General features: G+C 42.5%; 17 protein-coding genes. 13 read left to right on the top strand and 4 right to left on the bottom strand.

The window, feature by feature from the left end; translation table 11 throughout:
- The first annotated feature begins 109 nt into the window (after positions 1-109).
- Positions 110-1,840 (top strand): MAC/perforin domain-containing protein, encoded by a 1,731-nt coding sequence (locus FHS10_RS18685; protein ID WP_259093363.1) that lies wholly within the window; start codon positions 110-112, stop codon positions 1,838-1,840.
- A 646-nt stretch (positions 1,841-2,486) separates the two neighbouring features.
- On the opposite strand, the gene rsmG is transcribed toward FHS10_RS18685, so the two are convergent.
- The 3 genes from rsmG to FHS10_RS18670 are packed head-to-tail and all read right to left on the bottom strand — an operon-like array spanning position 2,487 to position 4,823.
- Positions 2,487-3,119: a 16S rRNA (guanine(527)-N(7))-methyltransferase RsmG gene (rsmG, locus tag FHS10_RS18680; RefSeq protein WP_259093362.1), complete on the bottom strand. Its 633-nt coding sequence runs from the start codon at positions 3,117-3,119 to the stop codon at positions 2,487-2,489.
- Positions 3,109-3,714, bottom strand: coding sequence for an RNA polymerase sigma factor (locus tag FHS10_RS18675; protein WP_259093360.1), 606 nt, complete (start codon positions 3,712-3,714; stop codon positions 3,109-3,111). The genes rsmG and FHS10_RS18675 overlap by 11 nt, the downstream gene beginning before the upstream one ends.
- The gene (locus FHS10_RS18670; RefSeq protein WP_259093358.1) at positions 3,705-4,823 is read right to left on the bottom strand and encodes a glycosyltransferase; all 1,119 of its coding nucleotides are present in this window, start codon (positions 4,821-4,823) and stop codon (positions 3,705-3,707) included. The genes FHS10_RS18675 and FHS10_RS18670 overlap by 10 nt, the downstream gene beginning before the upstream one ends.
- Positions 4,824-5,213: 390 nt before the next feature.
- Between FHS10_RS18670 and tgt the strand changes: the two genes are divergently transcribed.
- From tgt to FHS10_RS18645, 5 genes are all read left to right on the top strand, one after another.
- A complete protein-coding gene (gene tgt / locus FHS10_RS18665) occupies positions 5,214-6,344 on the top strand; it encodes a tRNA guanosine(34) transglycosylase Tgt (protein ID WP_259093357.1) in 1,131 nt (376 codons plus the stop codon).
- Positions 6,345-6,429: 85 nt separating this feature from the next.
- Positions 6,430-7,533, top strand: a complete 1,104-nt coding sequence (locus tag FHS10_RS18660; protein ID WP_259093356.1) for an LptF/LptG family permease — start codon at positions 6,430-6,432, stop codon at positions 7,531-7,533.
- Complete coding sequence (locus FHS10_RS18655) at positions 7,533-8,444, top strand: DMT family transporter (RefSeq protein WP_259093354.1); 912 nt, start codon at positions 7,533-7,535, stop codon at positions 8,442-8,444. The genes FHS10_RS18660 and FHS10_RS18655 overlap by 1 nt, the downstream gene beginning before the upstream one ends.
- Positions 8,445-9,489: 1,045 nt before the next feature.
- Positions 9,490-9,768, top strand: coding sequence for a LapA family protein (locus FHS10_RS18650; protein ID WP_259093353.1), 279 nt, complete (start codon positions 9,490-9,492; stop codon positions 9,766-9,768).
- Positions 9,769-9,772: 4 nt separating this feature from the next.
- Entirely contained in the window at positions 9,773-10,660 is an 888-nt protein-coding gene (locus FHS10_RS18645; RefSeq protein ID WP_259093351.1) for an NAD(P)-dependent oxidoreductase, read from the top strand.
- A 98-nt stretch (positions 10,661-10,758) separates the two neighbouring features.
- Here the strand turns inward: FHS10_RS18645 and ispE are convergent, their stop codons facing one another.
- Positions 10,759-11,559, bottom strand: a complete 801-nt coding sequence (ispE, locus tag FHS10_RS18640; RefSeq protein WP_259093348.1) for a 4-(cytidine 5'-diphospho)-2-C-methyl-D-erythritol kinase — start codon at positions 11,557-11,559, stop codon at positions 10,759-10,761.
- 461 nt (positions 11,560-12,020) lie between these two features.
- Between ispE and FHS10_RS18635 the strand changes: the two genes are divergently transcribed.
- The 7 genes from FHS10_RS18635 to FHS10_RS18605 all read left to right on the top strand — a co-directional run bounded on the left by FHS10_RS18635 (position 12,021) and on the right by FHS10_RS18605 (position 20,081).
- On the top strand, positions 12,021-12,842 hold the full coding sequence (locus tag FHS10_RS18635) for a thymidylate synthase (protein WP_259093345.1): 822 nt from the start codon (positions 12,021-12,023) through the stop codon (positions 12,840-12,842).
- A gap of 157 nt (positions 12,843-12,999) precedes the next feature.
- The gene (locus FHS10_RS18630; RefSeq protein WP_259093344.1) at positions 13,000-13,188 is read left to right on the top strand and encodes a hypothetical protein; all 189 of its coding nucleotides are present in this window, start codon (positions 13,000-13,002) and stop codon (positions 13,186-13,188) included.
- Positions 13,185-13,559 (top strand): type II toxin-antitoxin system death-on-curing family toxin, encoded by a 375-nt coding sequence (locus FHS10_RS18625; protein ID WP_259093343.1) that lies wholly within the window; start codon positions 13,185-13,187, stop codon positions 13,557-13,559. The genes FHS10_RS18630 and FHS10_RS18625 overlap by 4 nt, the downstream gene beginning before the upstream one ends.
- 37 nt (positions 13,560-13,596) lie before the next feature.
- The gene (locus FHS10_RS18620; RefSeq protein ID WP_259093341.1) at positions 13,597-14,079 is read left to right on the top strand and encodes a dihydrofolate reductase; all 483 of its coding nucleotides are present in this window, start codon (positions 13,597-13,599) and stop codon (positions 14,077-14,079) included.
- A 115-nt stretch (positions 14,080-14,194) separates the two neighbouring features.
- Positions 14,195-17,182 (top strand): protein translocase subunit SecDF, encoded by a 2,988-nt coding sequence (gene secDF, locus FHS10_RS18615; protein ID WP_259093339.1) that lies wholly within the window; start codon positions 14,195-14,197, stop codon positions 17,180-17,182.
- A gap of 567 nt (positions 17,183-17,749) precedes the next feature.
- A complete protein-coding gene (locus FHS10_RS18610; protein ID WP_259093338.1) occupies positions 17,750-19,063 on the top strand; it encodes an NAD(P)/FAD-dependent oxidoreductase in 1,314 nt (437 codons plus the stop codon).
- A gap of 166 nt (positions 19,064-19,229) precedes the next feature.
- Positions 19,230-20,081, top strand: a complete 852-nt coding sequence (locus tag FHS10_RS18605; RefSeq protein WP_259093337.1) for a hydroxymethylglutaryl-CoA lyase — start codon at positions 19,230-19,232, stop codon at positions 20,079-20,081.
- Positions 20,082-20,485 lie beyond the last annotated feature (404 nt).

The following is a 20,485-nucleotide window of genomic DNA, read 5'->3' as shown; positions in this document are numbered from 1 at the left end:
AGGATAACCATCGTATTTCGGTTCATTACAAACACTAAAATTTCATTCATTCAATAATATGCCCTTAAAGTATAATGGCATCCATAAACCTAATAAACTATCACAATTTATGACAGCATCAAACCTGCTAACGCTCAAAGAGCAGATTGGACAATCAAAACCCCTGGATTTCGTACTGCAATCATTCAACGTTTTTAATCCCATCATTGCCCAAAATCCCGATTTATTACTGAGTCAGCTCAACAATTATTTGAAAACACCATTAACCGATAATGATGTAAACACCCAAACCGTTAAGCAAACCTTCTCATCCACCTACAAAGAATTTCAATCTTCACAATCTTCTAATACAGAATTCGCGGCCTCCGTAGGTATCGAGGGCAGTTATGGATTTTACAGCGGTTCGGTAAAAGCAAGTTACAGTTCTGAAACCTACCAGGCTTCAACAGCTTTTAGCAGCAGTTTTAATGCCGTTATTAATTGCGGCACGGTAACTTTTAAAAGGCAAAGCGATAACGACGCCATAAGAGCATGCCTCACAGCCGAATTTTGCGATAACCTTGACAGCATTACCACACTTAAAGCTGCCGCAGCTTTTGTAAATACTTATGGTACACACCTTGTGCTTGGCTTAAACCTGGGTGGTTTCATTCAGTTAAAATCAGAATCGCAAACAAGCAATTATAAAAGTAAGCAAGAAATGTCGCTCGCGGTAACAGCAGCCTATAAAGGTGCCGGCAGTATTAGCGCCGCGGCAAGCGCGACTCAAAAATTATCGCAGGAAAGTTTTTCCTCAAGCCTTGAGCAAACTGTTGATACCTCCGGAGGGCAGAGCAACCTAGCGGCGCAGATAGACCCAAAAGATCCGAAAACGGTTACCGACTGGGCTAATAGCTGTACCAGCGATACTTCTTATGGTATAACGAGTTCTATCGAAATATGGCAACTCGCGGCAAATGATACGGCTAAAAACACATTGAAACAATACATCAACCTGGTGATATTAACGCAAAGTATCAATAATCCAACTGTAATAGCAGCCGAAGCAGCCTTGCAGCCATACGTTATGGTTAACGTTAACGCCGTAGCAAACGATGTTCACTTAAGGATTATTGGAGGAGGAGCAATGGTAGAAAAAAACAATAGCACTTTCCTGGTAAACTCTTATCCCCAAATAGATAGTCATGGCCATATTAATGGATGGATCGCGGGATCACATGATATTTCAATACCGGCATCTGCCAATGAATATTTAACCGCCTTTGCTATTGCCATATATGACCCAAGTTATTCAGTAGGCAACAATGACAGCCTGTTGCAGGTTCAACTAAAAACAGCATCGGGCAGTAATCCGGGCCTAGGTGGCGATGTAGCCGCAAGTAGTATAGATGCCGCTTATTTACTTTCAGGTGGGGGTATTCAATCTTTTACCACCGGGGGTACTGTTAAATACCTTACAGGCAGCTATCCTTCAAATGATAATACATGGACTGCCACCAACCATGATTATGAACATCCGGCATCCGAGGTTTTGCTGACCGCGTATGCAATTGGCATCAAAAGCAACCACGCCTCACTTACCATTACACCGTTTTCGGTCAGCACACCCGAATCCCAATTTGAGTATGGCAGCCAAACCGCAATATTGGGCGATGGCATATCTATTGCCGGTGGTGGTGTATCAGTAAAAAATCCTACCGGGGGTGGCAATCTGGTGCAACAAAACTTTCCACCATCATCCAACAGTTGGACACATTATCAAAAAGACCTTGATGGCCATGTGTCATATGCCAATTGCGCAGCTTATGCAATTGGATTAACAGCATCGTTTGATTTTTGACAAATAAAAAAGCCGATAATGGAGCACTCGCGAACGAAAGGTTCGGGAGCGCTTTTTATTTATATAGGATTTTATCATATCGCTGCAAACCGGCTGCAGTAAAGGTGGAAATGATGTAAAAAACTACCCTCCCCACCTGTCATGGGTAGTTGTAAAATTTCGCGAAATTCTGAAGGTGGAAATGACAATATAAAGCTATGTCATTGCGAGGTACGAAGCAATCGCGAACTGTGCAGATTCGCCCTGTAGAGCATGAGATTGCTTCGTGCCTACCCATGACGTTTTGTAAAACACGTTTGACATCCTGAACGTTTGAAGGATCTTCTTCGCTATAAAAGTCTGCAATTAGCAGGGCGAAGAAGATCCTTCGTTCCTCAGAATGACAAATCTTTTACGTCATTTTCCCTTCACAGTCCGCGGATTTTACCACTCGCAATTACATGGTGGACTCGTCATGGATAGGCACGAAGCATCTATTAGCGAACTTTACAGGGCGAATAAGAATGGCGTAGAATAGATCCTTCACTGCGTTCAGGATGACAGACGTTTTAAAAGACGTCATGCCCGCTACCGCGGGTTTAGCAAAGCGTAACTCGTGGTAGCATTCGAATTTTGATTTTTTACTTTTGAACTTTTGAATTTCAACTTAAACCACCGCCTTCACGTAAACCACCTGCTTGGTTTCAAAAAACTCTTCGGTGAAATGATCTTTAAGGTGGTACTGCAGCACTTTAAGGCCCGATTCTTTGATTTCCTGGTCAAGATCGCCGCCTTTGAGGTATAGGATGCCGTTTGGCAGTTTATTACCCGATTGTTTTTTGAATTTGCCACGCACCCAGGGGTAAAAATCCCTCAGCTGAGTTACCGCGCGCGATACCACAAAATCAAACTTTTCGTCAATTTGCTCGGCGCGGGCATGGCTTGCATTTACATTGGTTAAGCCCAAAGCTTTGGCTACTTCCTGTACTACTTTGATCTTTTTACCAATAGAATCAACCAAATGAAACTGTGTTTGCGGGAACATAATAGCCAACGGAATGCCGGGAAAACCGCCACCTGTACCTACGTCCAATACGCTTTCGCCAGGTAAAAAATCCATAATTTTGGCTATACCAAGGGAGTGCAACACGTGGCGTTCATACAACAGATCAATATCCTTACGGGATATTACATTGATCTGGCTGTTCCATAAATTATACAATTCTGGCAGCTGCTCGATCTGGGCACGCTGCAAATCGGTCAATTGGGGGAAATATTTGAAAACAATATCAGATGTCATCCCTGTTAAATCGGTTTATGATGTTGCCAAGCAGGTACCTGGCCCTAAATAATTGTGCTTTTACCGTTCCAAGGGGCAAATCTAATTGCTGGGCTATTTCTTCATATGATAGTTCATCAAAGTAACGCAGCGTAATGAGGTTTCTGTAGCGGGGGGGCAAACTTTCTATCAGGGCTTTAAGCTCCTGCGTTTGCTGTTTTTTGATCGATGTTTCCTCGGGGTTCAATACATCGGCTTTAATTTGAAGCGGCTTTTCGTCGCCATCTTCATCGGTCATACCGTGGATTGATTGGGTATTAAGCTTTTTTTTGCGAATAAAATCGATACAATTATTGGTAGCCACCCTAAAAAGCCAGGTGCTAAAAGCGTAATCGGGCTGATACTTTTCCAGTTTTTCAAATGCTTTGGCAAAGGTTTCTACGGTAAGGTCCATCGCATCTTCCTTATTGTTTACCATTTTAAGCACCATAAAATAAATGGAGTCTTTGTAACGGTGCATCAAATCGGCATACGCCTTTTGATCGCCTTTACGGGCCCTCACCACCAGGTGAAAATCATTCTTGGCGTTTTCGGTAAAATTCGCGTTTATTTCCATTGGGTAGTTTTTATAAAAGCCCCAATCAAGCCAAATACAGTTAAATACATATAATATATGAAGTCAAAGAAAGGCAAATACCAAATAAGGTCCTTACCATCCAATTTTTTAAAATTTTTATTATAAATAATAACCTGGGCTATTAACCTAAAGAGCCACAAACCTAATGCCAGTAACGGCTCATACCTCAATACCAGGCAAAGCGCAAGCAATATATAAAATAAAAAGCCGCTCACTGCATCAAAGCTAAGCATTACGCGGTCCCGTTTTCTATACAATTTACCTACACTCATGTGTCTTTTCTTTTGCCTAAAGTACGACGCCCAGCTGGTTTTAGCAGCGGTGTAGGTGAATGCTTCGGGATGAATTTCAACAGCAGTGTTATTGGCGGTGGCATGCTGGTTTACAAACAAATCGTCGTCGCCCGATAGGATATGCATATGCGATGCAAAGCCCTTTGCACTAAAAAACAATGTTTTTGTATAGGCCAGGTTACGACCAATACCCATATAAGGTTCGCCTTTCAAAGCACATGAAAGGTAGTTCATGGCTGTTTTAAGGGTTTCAAAACGTGTAAAACGGCTAATAAATTTATTGGTTTTATAATATGGCGAATACCCTAAAACAATTTGGGCGCTATTGCCAAAGTTAGCGGCCATACGGGCTATCCAGTTTACCGAAGCCGGTTTACAATCAGCATCAGTGAACAACAAATATTCGTTTTTTGAGGCCTTGATGCCCAGTGTAAGCGCGAATTTTTTCCCGGTTTTAAAGCGGTCATGCTCGGTAATGGTAACCACTTTGAGGCGCGAGTACTGGCGTTGCAGGTCTTCAAGTACCTCATCAGATCGATCATAAGAGCAGTCGTTGATCACCACTACCTCAAAATCGGGGTAGTTTTGTTCTAATATAAAAGGAAGGTTTTCCTGCAGATTTTGGGCTTCATTACGCGCGCTGATGATAACCGAAACAGGAATAAGTACCTGCGGAAGCTCCTCAACAGGCTTGTAGCCGGATAAGCGGCTATGGTTACTAACCAGGTAATACAGCTGAACAATAAAACAAAGCTGAAAAAGGACAAAAAGTACGATTTGTATATAAGTTTCCAATGACCAATAATAATCAGGCAAAGTTGTTAAAAATAGACGGATTAGATAAGCTATTAGTGCTGTTTATTTGAATATTACCTCATATTAAGCAAGATTTTTTTCCACACTTTTTAATTGCAAGGTAAATGTGTTGATAACCGCCCCCTCTCATTCTCCCCCGGTAGAGGAGACTTTTTGTTTGATAAATATATGTAAGATAAAGTTATTCGAAAATCTAAGCTTAAAAACATATCGTTAACCCGCGATTATTTTGAAAAGCCAAGCTTCTGCCAAAAAACCTATAGTTAGAAGTCATTTGAGCGCTAACTTTTTTTAAAGTCTTCCCTACCTGGGGAGATTTAGAGGGGGCTGCCATTGCCTGCTTTTTTTTCTTAATTTTACAACCTCAAAATGAAATTTAAATTAGCAGCACAAGACCCGCTTTCAAAAGCGCGCGCCGGCGAAATCACTACAGATCACGGCACTATACAAACCCCTATTTTTATGCCTGTAGGCACCGCGGGCACCGTAAAAGCAGTGCATCAGCGCGAGCTTAAAAGCGATATTGAAGCACAAATTATATTAGGAAATACCTACCATTTATACCTTCGCCCAGGCTTAAACATACTGGAAAGCGCCGGTGGATTACATAAATTTAACGGCTGGGAGGGCCCTATTTTAACAGATAGCGGCGGTTACCAGGTGTATTCATTAACCGAAGTACGCAAAATAAAGGAGGAAGGTGTTACGTTCAGGTCGCATATCGACGGCTCCAAACACCTGTTTACACCCGAAAATGTGATGGATATTCAGCGTACAATTGGCGCCGATATCATCATGGCTTTTGACGAATGTACCCCCTATCCCTGCGATTATGGGTATGCCCGCCGATCAATAGAAATGACCCATCGCTGGCTAAAACGCTGCTGCGACAGGTTTGACAGTACCGGGCCAAAGTACGGCTACAGCCAAACACTTTTCCCTATTGTACAGGGTTCTGTGTATAAAGATCTGCGCGTAAAATCGGCCGAAGTTATCGCTTCTTTTGAGCGTGAAGGCAACGCGATTGGTGGTCTTTCGGTAGGTGAACCGGCCGAAGAAATGTACGCCATGACCGAAATTGTTTGCAATATTTTGCCCGAACAAAAGCCCCGTTACCTGATGGGCGTAGGCACACCTATTAATATACTGGAAAATATCGCCCTCGGAATTGACATGTTTGACTGTGTTATGCCAACCCGGAATGCGCGCAACGGCATGCTTTTTACCAAAAACGGCATCATCAATATCAAGAATAAAAAGTGGGAAAACGACTTTAGCGCCATTGAAGAAGACAGCGATTTGTATGCCGACAAGGAATACAGCAAGGCCTATTTGCGCCATTTAATCCACTCGGGCGAGATGCTGGGCGCGCAGATTGCCACCCTGCACAACCTCCATTTTTATCTTTGGCTGGTAAAACAAGCACGCGAAAAGATCATTGCAGGCGAGTTTTATGCCTGGAAAAACATGATGGTAAAACGCCTTGGCGAGCGATTATAATAGCCCATAATCCAATAAAAAAAGGTAATATGCGTTGTGCTTACATGATACTAAACCGCTGCTTAAATAACCAATTAATTTGCCAATGAGGACTTTTATACACCGGTACCTAATGGTTATCGACAGGTTTATTATGAAAAAATACCTGGGCACTTTTGTGTTTACGATGCTCATTTTTGCCGCCATATCTGTGGTGTTTGACATCTCTGAAAAGCTGGATAACTTTACCAACAGGCATGCCAGTTTGCACGATATTGTGTTTAGATACTACGCCGGTTTTGTGCCTTTTTACCTCAATTTACTATCACCACTCATTAACTTTTTGGCCGTAATTTTCTTTACCGCCAAGATGGCAAACCAAACAGAGATCGTTCCAATCCTGAGTGGCAAGGCCAGTTTTAACCGCTTTTTACGGCCCTATTTTTTGGCCGCCACGCTCATTTTTATCGTGTCGTTTTTTGCAAATGTATACCTCATCCCATATACAAATCACCTCAAAAACGACTTTGAAAACGAAAACGGTATAGCCGATAACGACCCCACCAAGAGTGAAGTACACATGCAAATAGATAAACACACCTACGTTTACCTTGCAAATTACGACCCTGTAACTCACAATGGATACACCTTTATAATGGAAAAATTTAATGGTGATACCCTGCGCGAGAAGCTAATTGCAAACACCGTTACCTATGATTCTGTGAAAAGAATATGGTCGTTAAAAAACTATACCGTTAAATATGTAAATGGCTTAAAGGAGCAATTTATAAACAATACTGGCCAAAAAGATACCGTTTTAGACATGCATCCAAGCGACTTTATTGTGTACGATAACGTGTATGCGGCCATGTCATTATCGGAGTTAAACAAGAATATCGACAAGGAAAAACTGCGCCGGCCAGAGGTTTTAAACAACCTGTATTACGAAAAATTCCACCGTTTTGTATACCCTTTATCGGCGTATGTACTGACCATTTTAGGGGTTGCGTTATCATCCCGCAAGGTGCGCGGAGGTGTAGGTTTACCCCTCGGGATAGGTATCTTATTGTGCTTTGCTTACATCATTATAGAGAAGTTTTCCATTGTATTTTCAATAAAAGGTGGTGTACCGCCCATTTTCACGGTGCTGATTAGTAATACGATGTTTGGTATATTAGGCTATTATTTACTCCGAAAAGCGCCAAAATAGTGTCAGAAAATTATCCAAAAGTCTCAAAAACGCTCAATAAAAACCTGGTAATTCTTCATTTTACGGTTTTTATCTGGGGATTTACCGGCATTTTAGGGCAATTAATTACCATTTCGGCGGTACAATTGGTGTGGTACAGGGTGCTTATCGCCTTTGTTTCGCTCTTTTTGTACTTCAAATTCAGCAAAACTGACTTCAAAGTTGACCGTAAAACCATGGTAAAAATGGTGTTTACAGGCGGAATTGTGGGCGCTCACTGGGTGCTTTTTTTTGCTTCTATTAAGCTTTCTACCGTTCCGGTAACGCTGGTTTGCCTCTCCAGCATCACTTTATTTACCGCCATTTTTGAACCGCTGATCAAAAAAACCAGCATCTCTAAACTCGAAATTTTAGCCGGTTTATTGATTATCACCGGCATTGTTTTAATTTTCAAATTCGAAACACAATACACTAAGGGCATCATAGCAGGTCTTGCAAGCGCGGTTTGCGCCAGTCTTTTCGCCATCATCAACTCTACGTTCGTACAAAAAAAAGAGGCCCCCGTGATCGCTTTTTACGAGCTTACCGGTGCCTTTTTCTGGATCTCGATATACCTTTTATTGACCAACGGCTACAACCAAAAGCTACTGTTAAAACCTACCGACATTGGTTACCTGGTGCTGCTTGGCACAGTTTGCACATCGCTGGCCTACGTTGCCGGGGTATCTGTAATGCGCGAACTTTCGGCATTCAGGGTGGCCTTGATCACCAATCTTGAGCCGGTGTATGGCATCATTATGTCATTTATTTTCTTTGGCGACATGAACAAAATGTCGCTTGGTTTCTGGGCGGGGTCGGTGCTTATCCTGTCAACCATCTTCCTATACCCGGTTGCCCAAACACAAATTTCCCGGCGCAAAAACAGGGCTTAATCCTGGTTGTTTTTTCTTCCCTTACGTATCCTTTTAATCATCCGTAATTCCGTTTGGGGTTACCAGGTGATTATCCAACCGGCTCAAATCATCTATCCAATATTTTCATATCCTCATCAAAAAACGTTGCAGTAGGGGATAAATCCGCACAGTGACCAAGGCCATTTTAAAGCCCTGTAAGCCACTTAAATTTTCGCCTGTATTCCGGGGCATTTAAAGTCATTTAAATTTATAATAGCCAAAATTCACTTTTTAGTTAGTGTATCGGAATAAACTATTTTGAAAACCCATAATCCAAGCTATAAGATGGCTTTTGTTATTTATTTTCGAATTAAAAAAGTCAAAAATTAGATTCATATAAATTACATATTACATTATTAATCAAATAATTATATAACTTATAAAAAGTAAATATTTAACAAAACAGACCTAAGTTAAAAAGTAAAAAACTAAAAAATTTAGCAAATTCAAAATACAATATCAAATAAAGCATTTAAAAGTCAACTTATCAGATATTTACAAGTTGTTATATCACTCAAAACTAAACACAACAGACCCACACAAAACCAAGCCTTAAAGTGTATTGAACTTAAAAATGAGAATTTAAATAAAATGGCGAGTGTTGCCCACGATGTATACAGAATTGAAAATCGGGCAAAAAAATCCTGCTCTCATCAGAGAAATTAAAATGAAATTTGAGAGACTAAAATCCGTGCTGACACAAAATACCAGGTCGATATCGGGCAGTAAAATTCCAAACTAATGGTGACGGCAATTTGAAGATGACAGATTTCCCCGTTCATTTTCACCATCATTTTTAAGGCTCATTTTTGGGAGCCGGGACTAAGAAGTCGCACGTCGAAAATCCGCCCCTATTCGTTTTTAAATCGCATTAGAAAATCACGAAAAAGGGTCCGCAAAAAATCAAAAATCCCTCCACCTAAAAATTCCGAAATCCCACATCCCGATTCCGAAATATCCTGGGATCATTTTTAATAAACATTTAAAAACCGCATCTTGTATCAACTGTTAAAACCAATACAACATGAGCATCAAAACTATTACCATCATTATCATCACGGTGTTGCTTACGGCAGCCCTCGCCCAAAACACCGACGATGTCACGTTCGCGTTTTTATTCATGAATTTCAGGATCTCTAAACTGACCATCATGATTACCATGACGGTGATTGGTTTTGTTTTAGGCTACCTGGTTGGCCGGCCCAAAAAAGCTAAGTTTGACATTGAGGGCTACCACGACAATATACACACCAAAGAAGATAAAAATACACTAAGTGACGAAGACAGGGACTACATCAGCTAATACTATGGAAAAGAAAATCGGATTTATCGGCCTTGGCAACATGGGCATTCACATGGCCAAAAACCTCATCAGCGCAGGTTATCATTTACAGGTTTACAACCGCACCCTCAGCAAAGCCGACGAGCTTGGCGAGGCCAACATTACCAGGTGCCAAACCCCGGCCGAAGCCGCCACGGGTGTATCAATTGTGATCACCATGCTGTCCGAAGATTCGGTGCTGCGAGAATCGGTTACAGGCGACGACGGAATTTTAAAAACCCTACAGCCAAATGCTGTGCATATATCCATGAGCACCATCTCGCCCGAAACAGCTGTGGAATTAGCTAAAGCACACCAGACAGCAGGCAATCATTACCTGGCCTCCCCTGTATTTGGAAGACCCGAGGCTGCGGCAGCTAAAAAATTATTCATCTGCGTTTCGGGGCCGCAGGCGGTGAAAGATCTGGCCAAACCTGTACTGGATTGCCTGGGCCAGGGCATTCACGATTTTGGTGAAGAAATTGGCGGTGCCAACGTGGTAAAAATCGCGGGCAATTTCATGATCATGGCCTCGATGGAAATGATGGCCGAGGCCTATACCCTTGCCGAGAAGAACGGACTTGACCGCGCGCAGGTAGCCAACTTTTTTGGCTCCACTTTATTTAACGCCCCCATTTATCAAAACTATGGCAGGCTCATTGCCAACAAGCAATATGAGCCGGTAGGTTTCAAGGCTAAGTTAGGCTATAAGGACGCGCGTCTGGCATTTAGACTATCGCAGGCGAGTGAGACACCCATGCCCATCGTAAACACCGTACACAGCCGCTTATTGACCGCCGTTGCCAAAGGACTTGGTGACAAGGATTGGGTTGAAGGTTTTGGACGCGGCGTGAGCGAGGACGCGGGCGTTTAGTGATTTCGGAATTGGGAGGTTCGATTTCGGATTTATTGAATTGCGAAAATCTAAAAGCACAAAATAAAAATCCGAAATCGAAATTCCGAAATCCAAAATCAAACAAAGTACACTTCGTTCTCTTCTTTCAAAAATTCAACATCCGGCTCGTGATCAAAAATACCAAACACGGATGCTCCGCTGCCACTCATGCTGGCATAGATGGCCCCGGCCTGGTAAAGTGCCGCTTTCACGCCACGAATCTCTACGTGGTTTTTGAAGATGGATGTTTCAAAATCATTTTTGATATGCTTGCGCCATTCTGTGATGGGCTCGTTAATCAGGTCGAACAAAGAGTCTTTTACCGGCGTTGGCTTTACCCCTCCATAAGCCTCCCCTGTTGATACGTGCACCGGTGGCATCACCAGCACAATTTTGTAGGCCGACAGATCGAGCCTGATGTTTTCAAACTCGTCGCCTTTTTCAAAAGCATACACCGGTTTGTTCTCAATAAAGAAAGCGCAGTCGGCACCAAGCAGACGAGCATACCCGGTCATTTGCTGAGCCGACAAACCAAGCTTAAATTCTTCATTCATCAGCCTGATGAAAAATGCGGCATCGGCAGATCCTCCACCCAGTCCGGCTCCTATCGGAATATTTTTATGGAGGTGAATTTTTACCGGCGGCAAATCAAAATCTTTTTTAAGCAAGTGATAGCCTTTCACACAAAGGTTATCCTCTACCCTGCCAGGAATATCGATACCAGAAGAAGTGAAGCTTAGCTCATCACTTTTTACAACCTCCAAAGCGTCTTTCAAATTGATGGGGTAAAAAATAGTTTCGAGGTTGTGATACCCGTCCGGGCGGCGCTCTGTAATGTTAAGACCGATATTTATTTTTGCGTTTGGAAAAAGGATCATTTGTTTGATGAATGGTTGATTGAGTTAGATTAAGTTGATTGGGTTGACTAAGTTGATTAAGAAAGCGTTTGTGAGCTGGGTTCTACAATGAGGTGTACCACCTGTATCGTTACGGTATACTTTATTGGTTATGCATAGTACAGAATTTCCTAAACTCAATCCCCCCAATCAACTTACTCAACTTTCGTCCGTCCCAAAGTTACATGTTCCCCGCGATTAGGAATGATTAACAAAACTGTATTTTTGCACATCCTTAGGATTGTTAGTAAGGATTATTTTTATTTGCAGTTGGTTCATTGGTTTACTGGTTAATTAGCTCGTTGGTAACATAGCGCATAATTTGCTCAGTTTATTTAAAAAGCTATTTTAAACGCAATATATCAAGCTATAACACGCAAGCCGAGAATATTACGACAGACAAGACCAATGAACTAATGAACCAGTGAACTAATGAACTAAAAATGAAACAGTATCTTGATTTGATGAAGCATGTATTGGAAACCGGCGCGCAAAAGCACGACAGGACCGGAACCGGTACAGTGAGTGTGTTTGGCTACCAGATGCGTTTCAACCTCAAAGAGGGCTTCCCGATGGTGACCACCAAAAAGCTGCACCTTAAATCCATCATCCATGAGTTGATCTGGTTTTTGAGTGGCGATAGCAATATCCGCTACCTGAAAGAAAACGGCGTGCGCATTTGGGACGAGTGGGCCGATGCCGATGGCAACCTCGGGCCGGTATACGGCGTGCAGTGGCGCTCATGGCCAACGTCCGATGGCGGCCACATTGACCAGATTGCCCAGGTGATTAACCAAATCAAAAACAACCCCGATTCGCGTCGCATGATTGTATCGGCATGGAACGTTGCCGAGGTTAATCAAATGGCTTTGCCACCATGCCATAGTTTGTTCCAGTTTTATGTGGAGCCTGCCAATACTGCAAAAGACGAAACCAAAGGCAAGCTATCATGCCAGTTGTACCAGCGTAGTGCCGATATATTTCTGGGCGTACCTTTCAACATTGCCTCATACGCGTTGCTTACCATGATGGTGGCCCAGGTTTGCGATTTAGATTATGGCGACTTCATCCACACCCTTGGCGACGCCCACTTGTACAACAATCACCTGGAGCAGGTAAACCTGCAACTAAGCCGCGAACCAAGACCGTTACCAACCATGAAGATCAATCCGGAAGTAAAAGACATCTTCGGTTTTAAGTTTGAAGATTTTACTTTGGAGAACTATGATCCGCATCCGCATATCAAGGGGATTGTAGCAGTATAGTCATTTGCTGCGCGTCATTGGTCATTGGTCATTGGTCATTGGTCATTGGTCATTGGTCATTGGTCATTGGTCATTGGTCATTGGTCATTGGTGGAATTGTTTTGATCGCGCATTGTTTGCCAGAATTTCATTTGATTTAAAATTTGTAAATTTGTTCATGACTTCGGTTCAAATAAAAGATGAGATACAGAAGGTACTTGACCAGGTGCCCGAAACCGCGTTGTCGGATATTTTGGATTTCGTAAAAAAACTTCAAATAAATTCGCCCGACCAGATCAAACTTGAACATGATCTTGAAAAAACAATTTCGGAAGACGCGGGATTATTACACCGACTTGCTCAATGATTGATATCAACACTACATTACGAATTCATAACAGACTGATAGATGAATTTGGAGGCAGCAAAGGGATCAGAGATCAGGCAGGCCTCGAAGCGGCCTTAGGTAGACCGTATGCAACCTTTGACGGCATTGACCTTTACCCGCTACCTATTGATAAAGCTGCCGCCATTTTTGAAAGCCTGATTATTAACCATCCTTTCATCGACGGCAACAAACGAACAGCCTATGTTTTGCTCAGGTTAACGCTTTTGCAGTTTGATATTGACATCATCGCATCTGAAGACGAAAAGTACGACATGACAATTGCCGCAAGCAAAGGCGAACTAAATTTCGACGGGATAAAAGCCTGGTTATCTCAAAAAACAAAAAGATAGCCCAGCGCTAAATCTTCGCCAAAATCCAAATAATCAAATGATCACATCCATCATAGTGGCTATCGCCAAAAACAACGCCATCGGTAAAGAGAATAAATTACTCTGGTACCTGCCTAACGATCTTAAACATTTTAAAGATGTAACCACCGGGCATTCGGTGATTATGGGGCGTAAAACATTTGAGTCGGTTGGTAAGCCGCTACCCAAACGCCGTAACATTGTAGTTACCCGCCAAGCCATCAGCATTGAAGGCTGCGAGGTGGTTACCTCGATTGAAGAGGCGTTGGCGCTTTGTGCCGATGAGGAGGAAGTGTTTATTGTTGGCGGGGCCGAAATCTACAGGCAGTCCATTCCGCTAACAGATCGCATCTATTTAACAAAGGTTGACCAGGATTTTGACGGCGACACTTTTTTCCCTGAGCTAAACGCTGCCGAATGGAAAGAAACCGAACGTGAAAATTTTGAGCCGGATGACAAAAACAAGTTGAAGTATTCGTTTATCACATTAGAACGACGCTAACATTTTTTGTCATCAATTTGTTTTAATTTAAAATTTTGTGCTTGCGAAATTTTATTAGATTTGCCGTCTTATTAAAAAAAGCTTATAAACTAATTAATTACATATTACAAATTCGATGCAAGGTAAAGGGGTTATTAAATTTTTCGCCATTCTGCTGGCAGTTGTATGCTTATACCAGCTGTCATTTACATGGGTGGCCCAAAAAGTTGAGAGTGATGCCAAGGCAATCGCGAAGGGAAGTACTGAAAAATACACTGCTTACCTGGACTCAATGTCTACACAACCGGTATATCCGTTATTCAAACACACTTACGGCTACGTAAAACAAAGGGAACTTGCATTAGGTTTGGATTTGAAGGGTGGTATGAACGTTACTATGCAAATTCAACTGGATGAGCTGGTGCGTAAAATTGCCAACAATAATCCCGATGCTACGTTTAACCAGGCTTTGGCAAATGCCGACAAATTACAGGCTGATGCAAAAACCAGCCAGAAAGATTACATCGCGTTATTTGTTAGTGAGTACGAAAAATTAAGTCCGGATGGAAAACTGGCTGCTATCTTTTCAACAAAAGACAACCAGGACCACTTAAAGTTTAACGCTTCAAACAGCGAAGTGGAAGCTTACCTGAAGGATTTGGCTAACACAGCGGTAAAACAATCATTCACGGTTTTAAACACACGTATCAACCAGTTTGGTGTAACCCAGCCTAACATCCAGTTAGAAGCAAGTTCAAACCGTATCCTGATTGAATTGCCGGGTGTTAAAGAACCAGATCGCGTTCGTAAATTATTATCCGGTTCGGCTAAGCTTGAGTTTTATCAAACATTTGATAACAGCGAGGCTTACCAAACCATTATGGCCGTTGATAACCTTTTAGCTGCTAAAAATAAAACAGTAAAAACCGACACGTCAAAAACACAAGCTGCTACAACCGTGGCTGCGAAAACAGATACTGCCGCAAAAGCCGGGTCATTGTTAAGCAAAGTTCAAAAAAATGCCGAGAAGGATACATCTGCTGCTGCGTTAAATGCCAAATCGCAATTGGCATCGTTACACCCATTATTGTCTGTAATGTCGTTAAACGTATTTCCTAACGCAAATGGTCAGCAATCATTAGGTCAGGGACCGGTTGTTGGTTATGCTTTATTGAAAGATACGGCTAAGGTTGATAAATATCTGCACAGCGCACTGGCTAAATCCGTTGTGCCCCGTAATATGAAATTCCTTTGGGACGTAAAACCTTTAAAGGATGCTAAACAAAAAGCGTTTGCGTTATATGCTATTAAATTAAGCGGTGCCGAGAATGGCCCGGTATTATTTGGCGAAGTAATTAACGATGCCCGTGCAGATGTTGATCAGAAGGGCAGCCCTGAGGTTGTGATGATCATGAATTCTGACGGTGCTCAAAAATGGCGTACCGTAACAGCCGAGGCTGCTGCTGCAACCAACAAAAGAGCTATCGCCATTGTGTTAGATGACAATGTTTACTCTGCACCAAACGTTCAAAACGAAATTTCTGGTGGTGTATCATCAATATCCGGCAGCTTTACCCAGGAAGATACAAAAGATTTGGCCAACGTATTAAAAGCTGGTCGTTTACCGGCTCCTGCACACATTGTGTCTGAAGAAATTGTAGGCCCGTCATTGGGCCAGGAAGCCATCAGTGCAGGTATCACTTCAAGCATCCTGGGTTTGGTAGTAGTATTGATCTTTATGATCGCTTATTACAACCGTGCAGGTACTGTAGCGGTAGTAGCTGTGATTATCAACATCTTCTTCCTGATGGGCGTGTTAACCAGCTTAGGCGCTGTATTAACTGTACCAGGTATCGCGGGTATCGTGCTAACACTGGGTATCGCGGTAGATGCTAACGTTTTGGTTTACGAACGTGTGCGTGAAGAGCTTGCGTTAGGAAAATCATTAAAAATTGCCGTAGCCGATGGTTTCAAACACGCGTTACCTTCAATCCTGGATTCGCAGATCAGTACATTCTTAACCGGTTTAATCCTGTTCATCTTCGGTTCGGGCCCTATCCAGGGTTTTGCTACCACATTGATGATAGGTATCGTAACTTCATTGTTCTGTTCATTACTAATCTCGAGGGTTATATTTGAGTGGATGCTTGATAAAAACATGGATATCAAATTCAGCAATCCATGGAGCTCACATACCTTTAAAAACGCAAACTTCGCATTTGTTAAAAACCGTTTCAAGTTTTACATTTTCTCAACTATCTTCATCGTTGCAGGTTTAATTTCAATTGCAACCCGCGGATTTACTTACGGTGTGGATTTTGAAGGCGGACGTAACTTCATTGTTAAATTCCCTAATAAAACGGTAACCACCGGCCAAATCCATGATGCTATTGATGCGACATTAGGTCGTGGTACCGAGGTTAAAACTTTGGGTACTGATAAGATCAGCATTACCACCAACTACCTGATCAAAGAAAACAATACCGCGGCCGATACCAAAGTAAGAAGCACACTGGTACAGGCTTTAGGTACAAAAGCCGAAACTAAAATATCTGACAGCGACATTTTAGGTGGAGCCAAAGTGAGTGCTACCATTGCCGATGAGTTAAAAACATCAGCTGTGTATACGGTATTGTTCGCCATCTTCGTGATCTCGGCTTACATCCTTATCCGTTTCCGCAAATGGCAGTTTAGCTTAGGTGCTATGATTGCAACCGCGCATGATGCGTTACTGGTACTTTCATTCTTCTCCTTATTCAATGGTTTCCTTCCATTTTCATTGGATATCGACCAGGCGTTTATCGCGGCTATTTTGACCGTTATCGGTTACTCTATCAACGATACCGTGGTAGTATTTGACAGGATTCGTGAATTCCTTGAGCATAAAAATAAAGACGAGAAAACAGAAGACGTTATCAATAAGGCTATCAACAGTACTTTAAGCCGTACTATTATCACCGCCTTAACGGTAATCTTCGTATTGATCGTGTTGTTCTTATTTGGTGGCGACGTAATTAAAGGTTTCTCCTTTGCATTATTGATCGGTGTTATTTTTGGTACATATTCGTCTATCTGTGTGGCAACACCGGTGATAGTAGACTTTGGAAAAAAAGACCTCAAATAAAATAACCTAAAATTATTAAAAAGGCTCCAAAGTAAATTTGGGGCCTTTTTTGTTTGAGCCCCACCCAAACCCTTCCCAGAAGCTACTGTGTGTACACATCTTTTGAAATCGTATCATTAAACAAAAACGTTGTCATTTCGAACCCTTGAAGGGCGGGATTTTGCGGGGTAAGGGGGAGAAATCTTATACGACAGGCACCGGTTTCTCGTCGCTTGCATAAGATTTCTCTCTCGCCCCTGTCTCATACCCCTCCTTCGCTCTATCGAAATGACATTTTTCTTTTTTTAGAAAGATGTGTACACACAGTAGCCCCAGAAGAGAGGGCTTAAAAGAAACCAGGTTCTAAAAAATAGACAGATGGGGTTGCTTTCGTATTTGAAAATAGTGTAAAATTGCAGTAGAAACTTTTCAAATACTGTTGATCATTCCATTAGCAATCATAAAGGATCATTACTGTTAGATGCGGCATAAATATTGATCGAGCATCAAGTCCTTCCCAAAATCCCCGATGGAAAGGCAAAGTCTCCCCTACAGGGGGGAGATTTAGAGGGGGCTAATCTTCGTTATATGAACACATCAGATAGCTCAAAATTCCCATTAGTAGTTATAGTAGGCGGCGGTTTTGGCGGCCTGCAGGTAGCCAAAAAACTGGCAGATAAACCGGTAGATGTTTTAATGCTGGATAAGCATAATTACCACACCTTCCAGCCCTTGTTGTACCAGGTGGCCATGGGTGGGCTGGAATCAGAGTCGATAGCATTTTCATTGCGTAAAAACTTTGATAGCCAAAAAAACTTCCGCTTTAGAATAGCCGAGGTATTAAAAGTTAATGCCGATAAAAACACCATTGAAACCACCATTGGCGAAATAGCCTACGATTACCTGGTGATAGCCACCGGATCTACCACCAATTTCTTTGGCAATAAGGAGATTGAAAAGTTTGCGATGCCGATGAAATCGATACCCGAGGCGCTTAACCTGCGTTATTCGGTATTACAAAACATTGAGGAAGCACTTTTAAAGCCATCGAGAGAAGAACGTGAACCTTACCTCACCTTTGTATTGGTTGGTGCCGGTCCTACCGGTGTTGAACTCTCTGGTTCATTAGCCGAATTACGCAACCACGTATTGAACAAGGATTACCCCGAGCTTAAAAAAGAAGACATGAAGGTTTACCTGGTTGACTTTTTACCAAAGGTGTTGGGACCGTTTTCAGATCAGGCTTCCGCAGCGGCTAAAGAGTTCCTAACCAAAATGGGGGTTGAAGTATTGTTGGGCGTTAAAGTTGAAAGCTACGACGGCGACGAAATTAAATTTGAAGGCGGCAAAACCATCCGCACCAAAACGGTGATCTGGAGTGCAGGCGTAATGGGTGTAGTGCCCGAAGGTATTGAAAAAGAAAACATTGAACGTGGTAACCGCATTAAAGTGGATAGCGTTTGCCGTGTAATTGGCACACCCAATGTTTTTGCCATAGGCGACGTAGCTGCCATGATCACTGACGAAACTCCCAAAGGGCACCCAGGTGTTGCGCAGGTGGCTATACAAATGGGGGCGCACGTGGGCAAAACCATTATTCAGTTAATCAATAACGAACCAACAGCGCCGTTCAAGTACTTTGATAAAGGTTCGTTAGCAACCATTGGCCGTAATAAAGCCGTTGCCGATTTGGGTAAAATCAGGTTCCAGGGATTCTTTGCCTGGCTGGTATGGATGTTTGTGCACCTGATATCACTTTTAGGCGGCCGTAATAAGGTTATTGTGTTCATCAACTGGGTGTCAAGCTATATCAACTACAATGGCGGCACAAGGCTTATTATCCGCAAATTTGAACGAGAAGGACTTACCGAGCAAGAGCATTTGCCGGTGACGGTGGATTAGTAGTGAGTAGTGAGTAGTGAGTAGTGAGTAGTGAGTAGTGAGTAGTGAGTAGTGAGTAGTGAGTGAACACATGTGTCATCTATATGGTTTTGAGTTATAAATAAATAATTCAGAACTTTGATTTTGAGATTTGAGGCCTAAACTCAAAACTCATCACTCAAAACTCATGACTATAAAAATAACCGAATGCCCGCGCGATGCTATGCAGGGGATAGTTCATTTTATCCCAACCGATGTTAAAGCGGCTTATATTAACCTGCTTTTGCAGGTTGGTTTTGATACTATCGATTTTGGGAGCTTTGTATCTGCTAAGGCCATCCCACAATTGCAGGATACTGCCGAAGTTTTGAATAACCTTGATCTGAGTAGCACGCAATCTAAACTGTTGGCCATAGTAGCCAACTATCGTGGTGCCGAAGATGCGGTTAAACACGAGGAGATCACCTACCTGGGTTATCCGTTTTCGATATCAGAAACTTTTCAGCTACGCAACACCAACACCACCCTCCCACAGGCTTTTGATAATGTAAAACGGATGCAGGAGCTATCTGTTAAGCATCATAAAAAACTGTTGGTTTATCTTTCGATGGGTTTTGGTAACCCTTACGGAGATGACTGGAGCACGGGTATTATTCATGAGTGGACAGCGAAGTTAGTTAACGAAGGTATTCATAACATCGCTTTGGCTGACACCATTGGCATTGCCGGAGCAGCGCAGATCGGTGATATTTATCCTGAACTTTGCCGGCAGTTTCCGCAGGCTGAATTTGGCATCCATCTGCACAGCACACCAGATACCTGGCAACCTAAAATAGATGCTGCTTATAAAAGTGGCTGCAAACGATTTGATGTAGCAATCAGGGGCTATGGAGGCTGCCCCATGGCCGCAGACGATCTTACAGGCAATATCGCAACAGAAAGCCTATTAGGTTATCTCCAATCACAAAACGAGCCCATAGGGCTTAATATGGACAAATTCAAGGAAGCTATGGAGTATTCGGGGAGGGTATTTATTTAGAATTATTTGAAAATTCGAGGATTTGAAAATTTGAAAATGAACCTCGCCATCCGAAAACTAAAGTTTTATTATGAGCCTGTTTAAAAATAAAAAGATCGTCATTGCGAGTTGTAAAATTTCGCGAAATTCTGAAGGTGGAATGACAACATAAAGCTATGTCATTGCGAGGAACGAAGCAATCCCCAATTACAGGGCGGATTTGCACAGCGACTCTGTAAATCGGGGATTGCTTCGTACCTACCCATGACAAGTTATAAAAACGGAAGTCATCCTGAACTTGTTTCAGGACCCCACAGGACAGGTTTTCCGCATGAAGTACACTTAGCGAGTGGGGTGCTGAAACAAGTTCAGCATGACATTGGGTTTTAATTCGCTTTGTCATCCCCACCTTCACAGTCCGCCGG

This window comes from Mucilaginibacter dorajii (assembly GCF_024808255.1).
GTDB lineage: Bacteria > Bacteroidota > Bacteroidia > Sphingobacteriales > Sphingobacteriaceae > Mucilaginibacter > Mucilaginibacter dorajii.
This window is presented reverse-complemented; position numbering and strand designations above follow the sequence as displayed.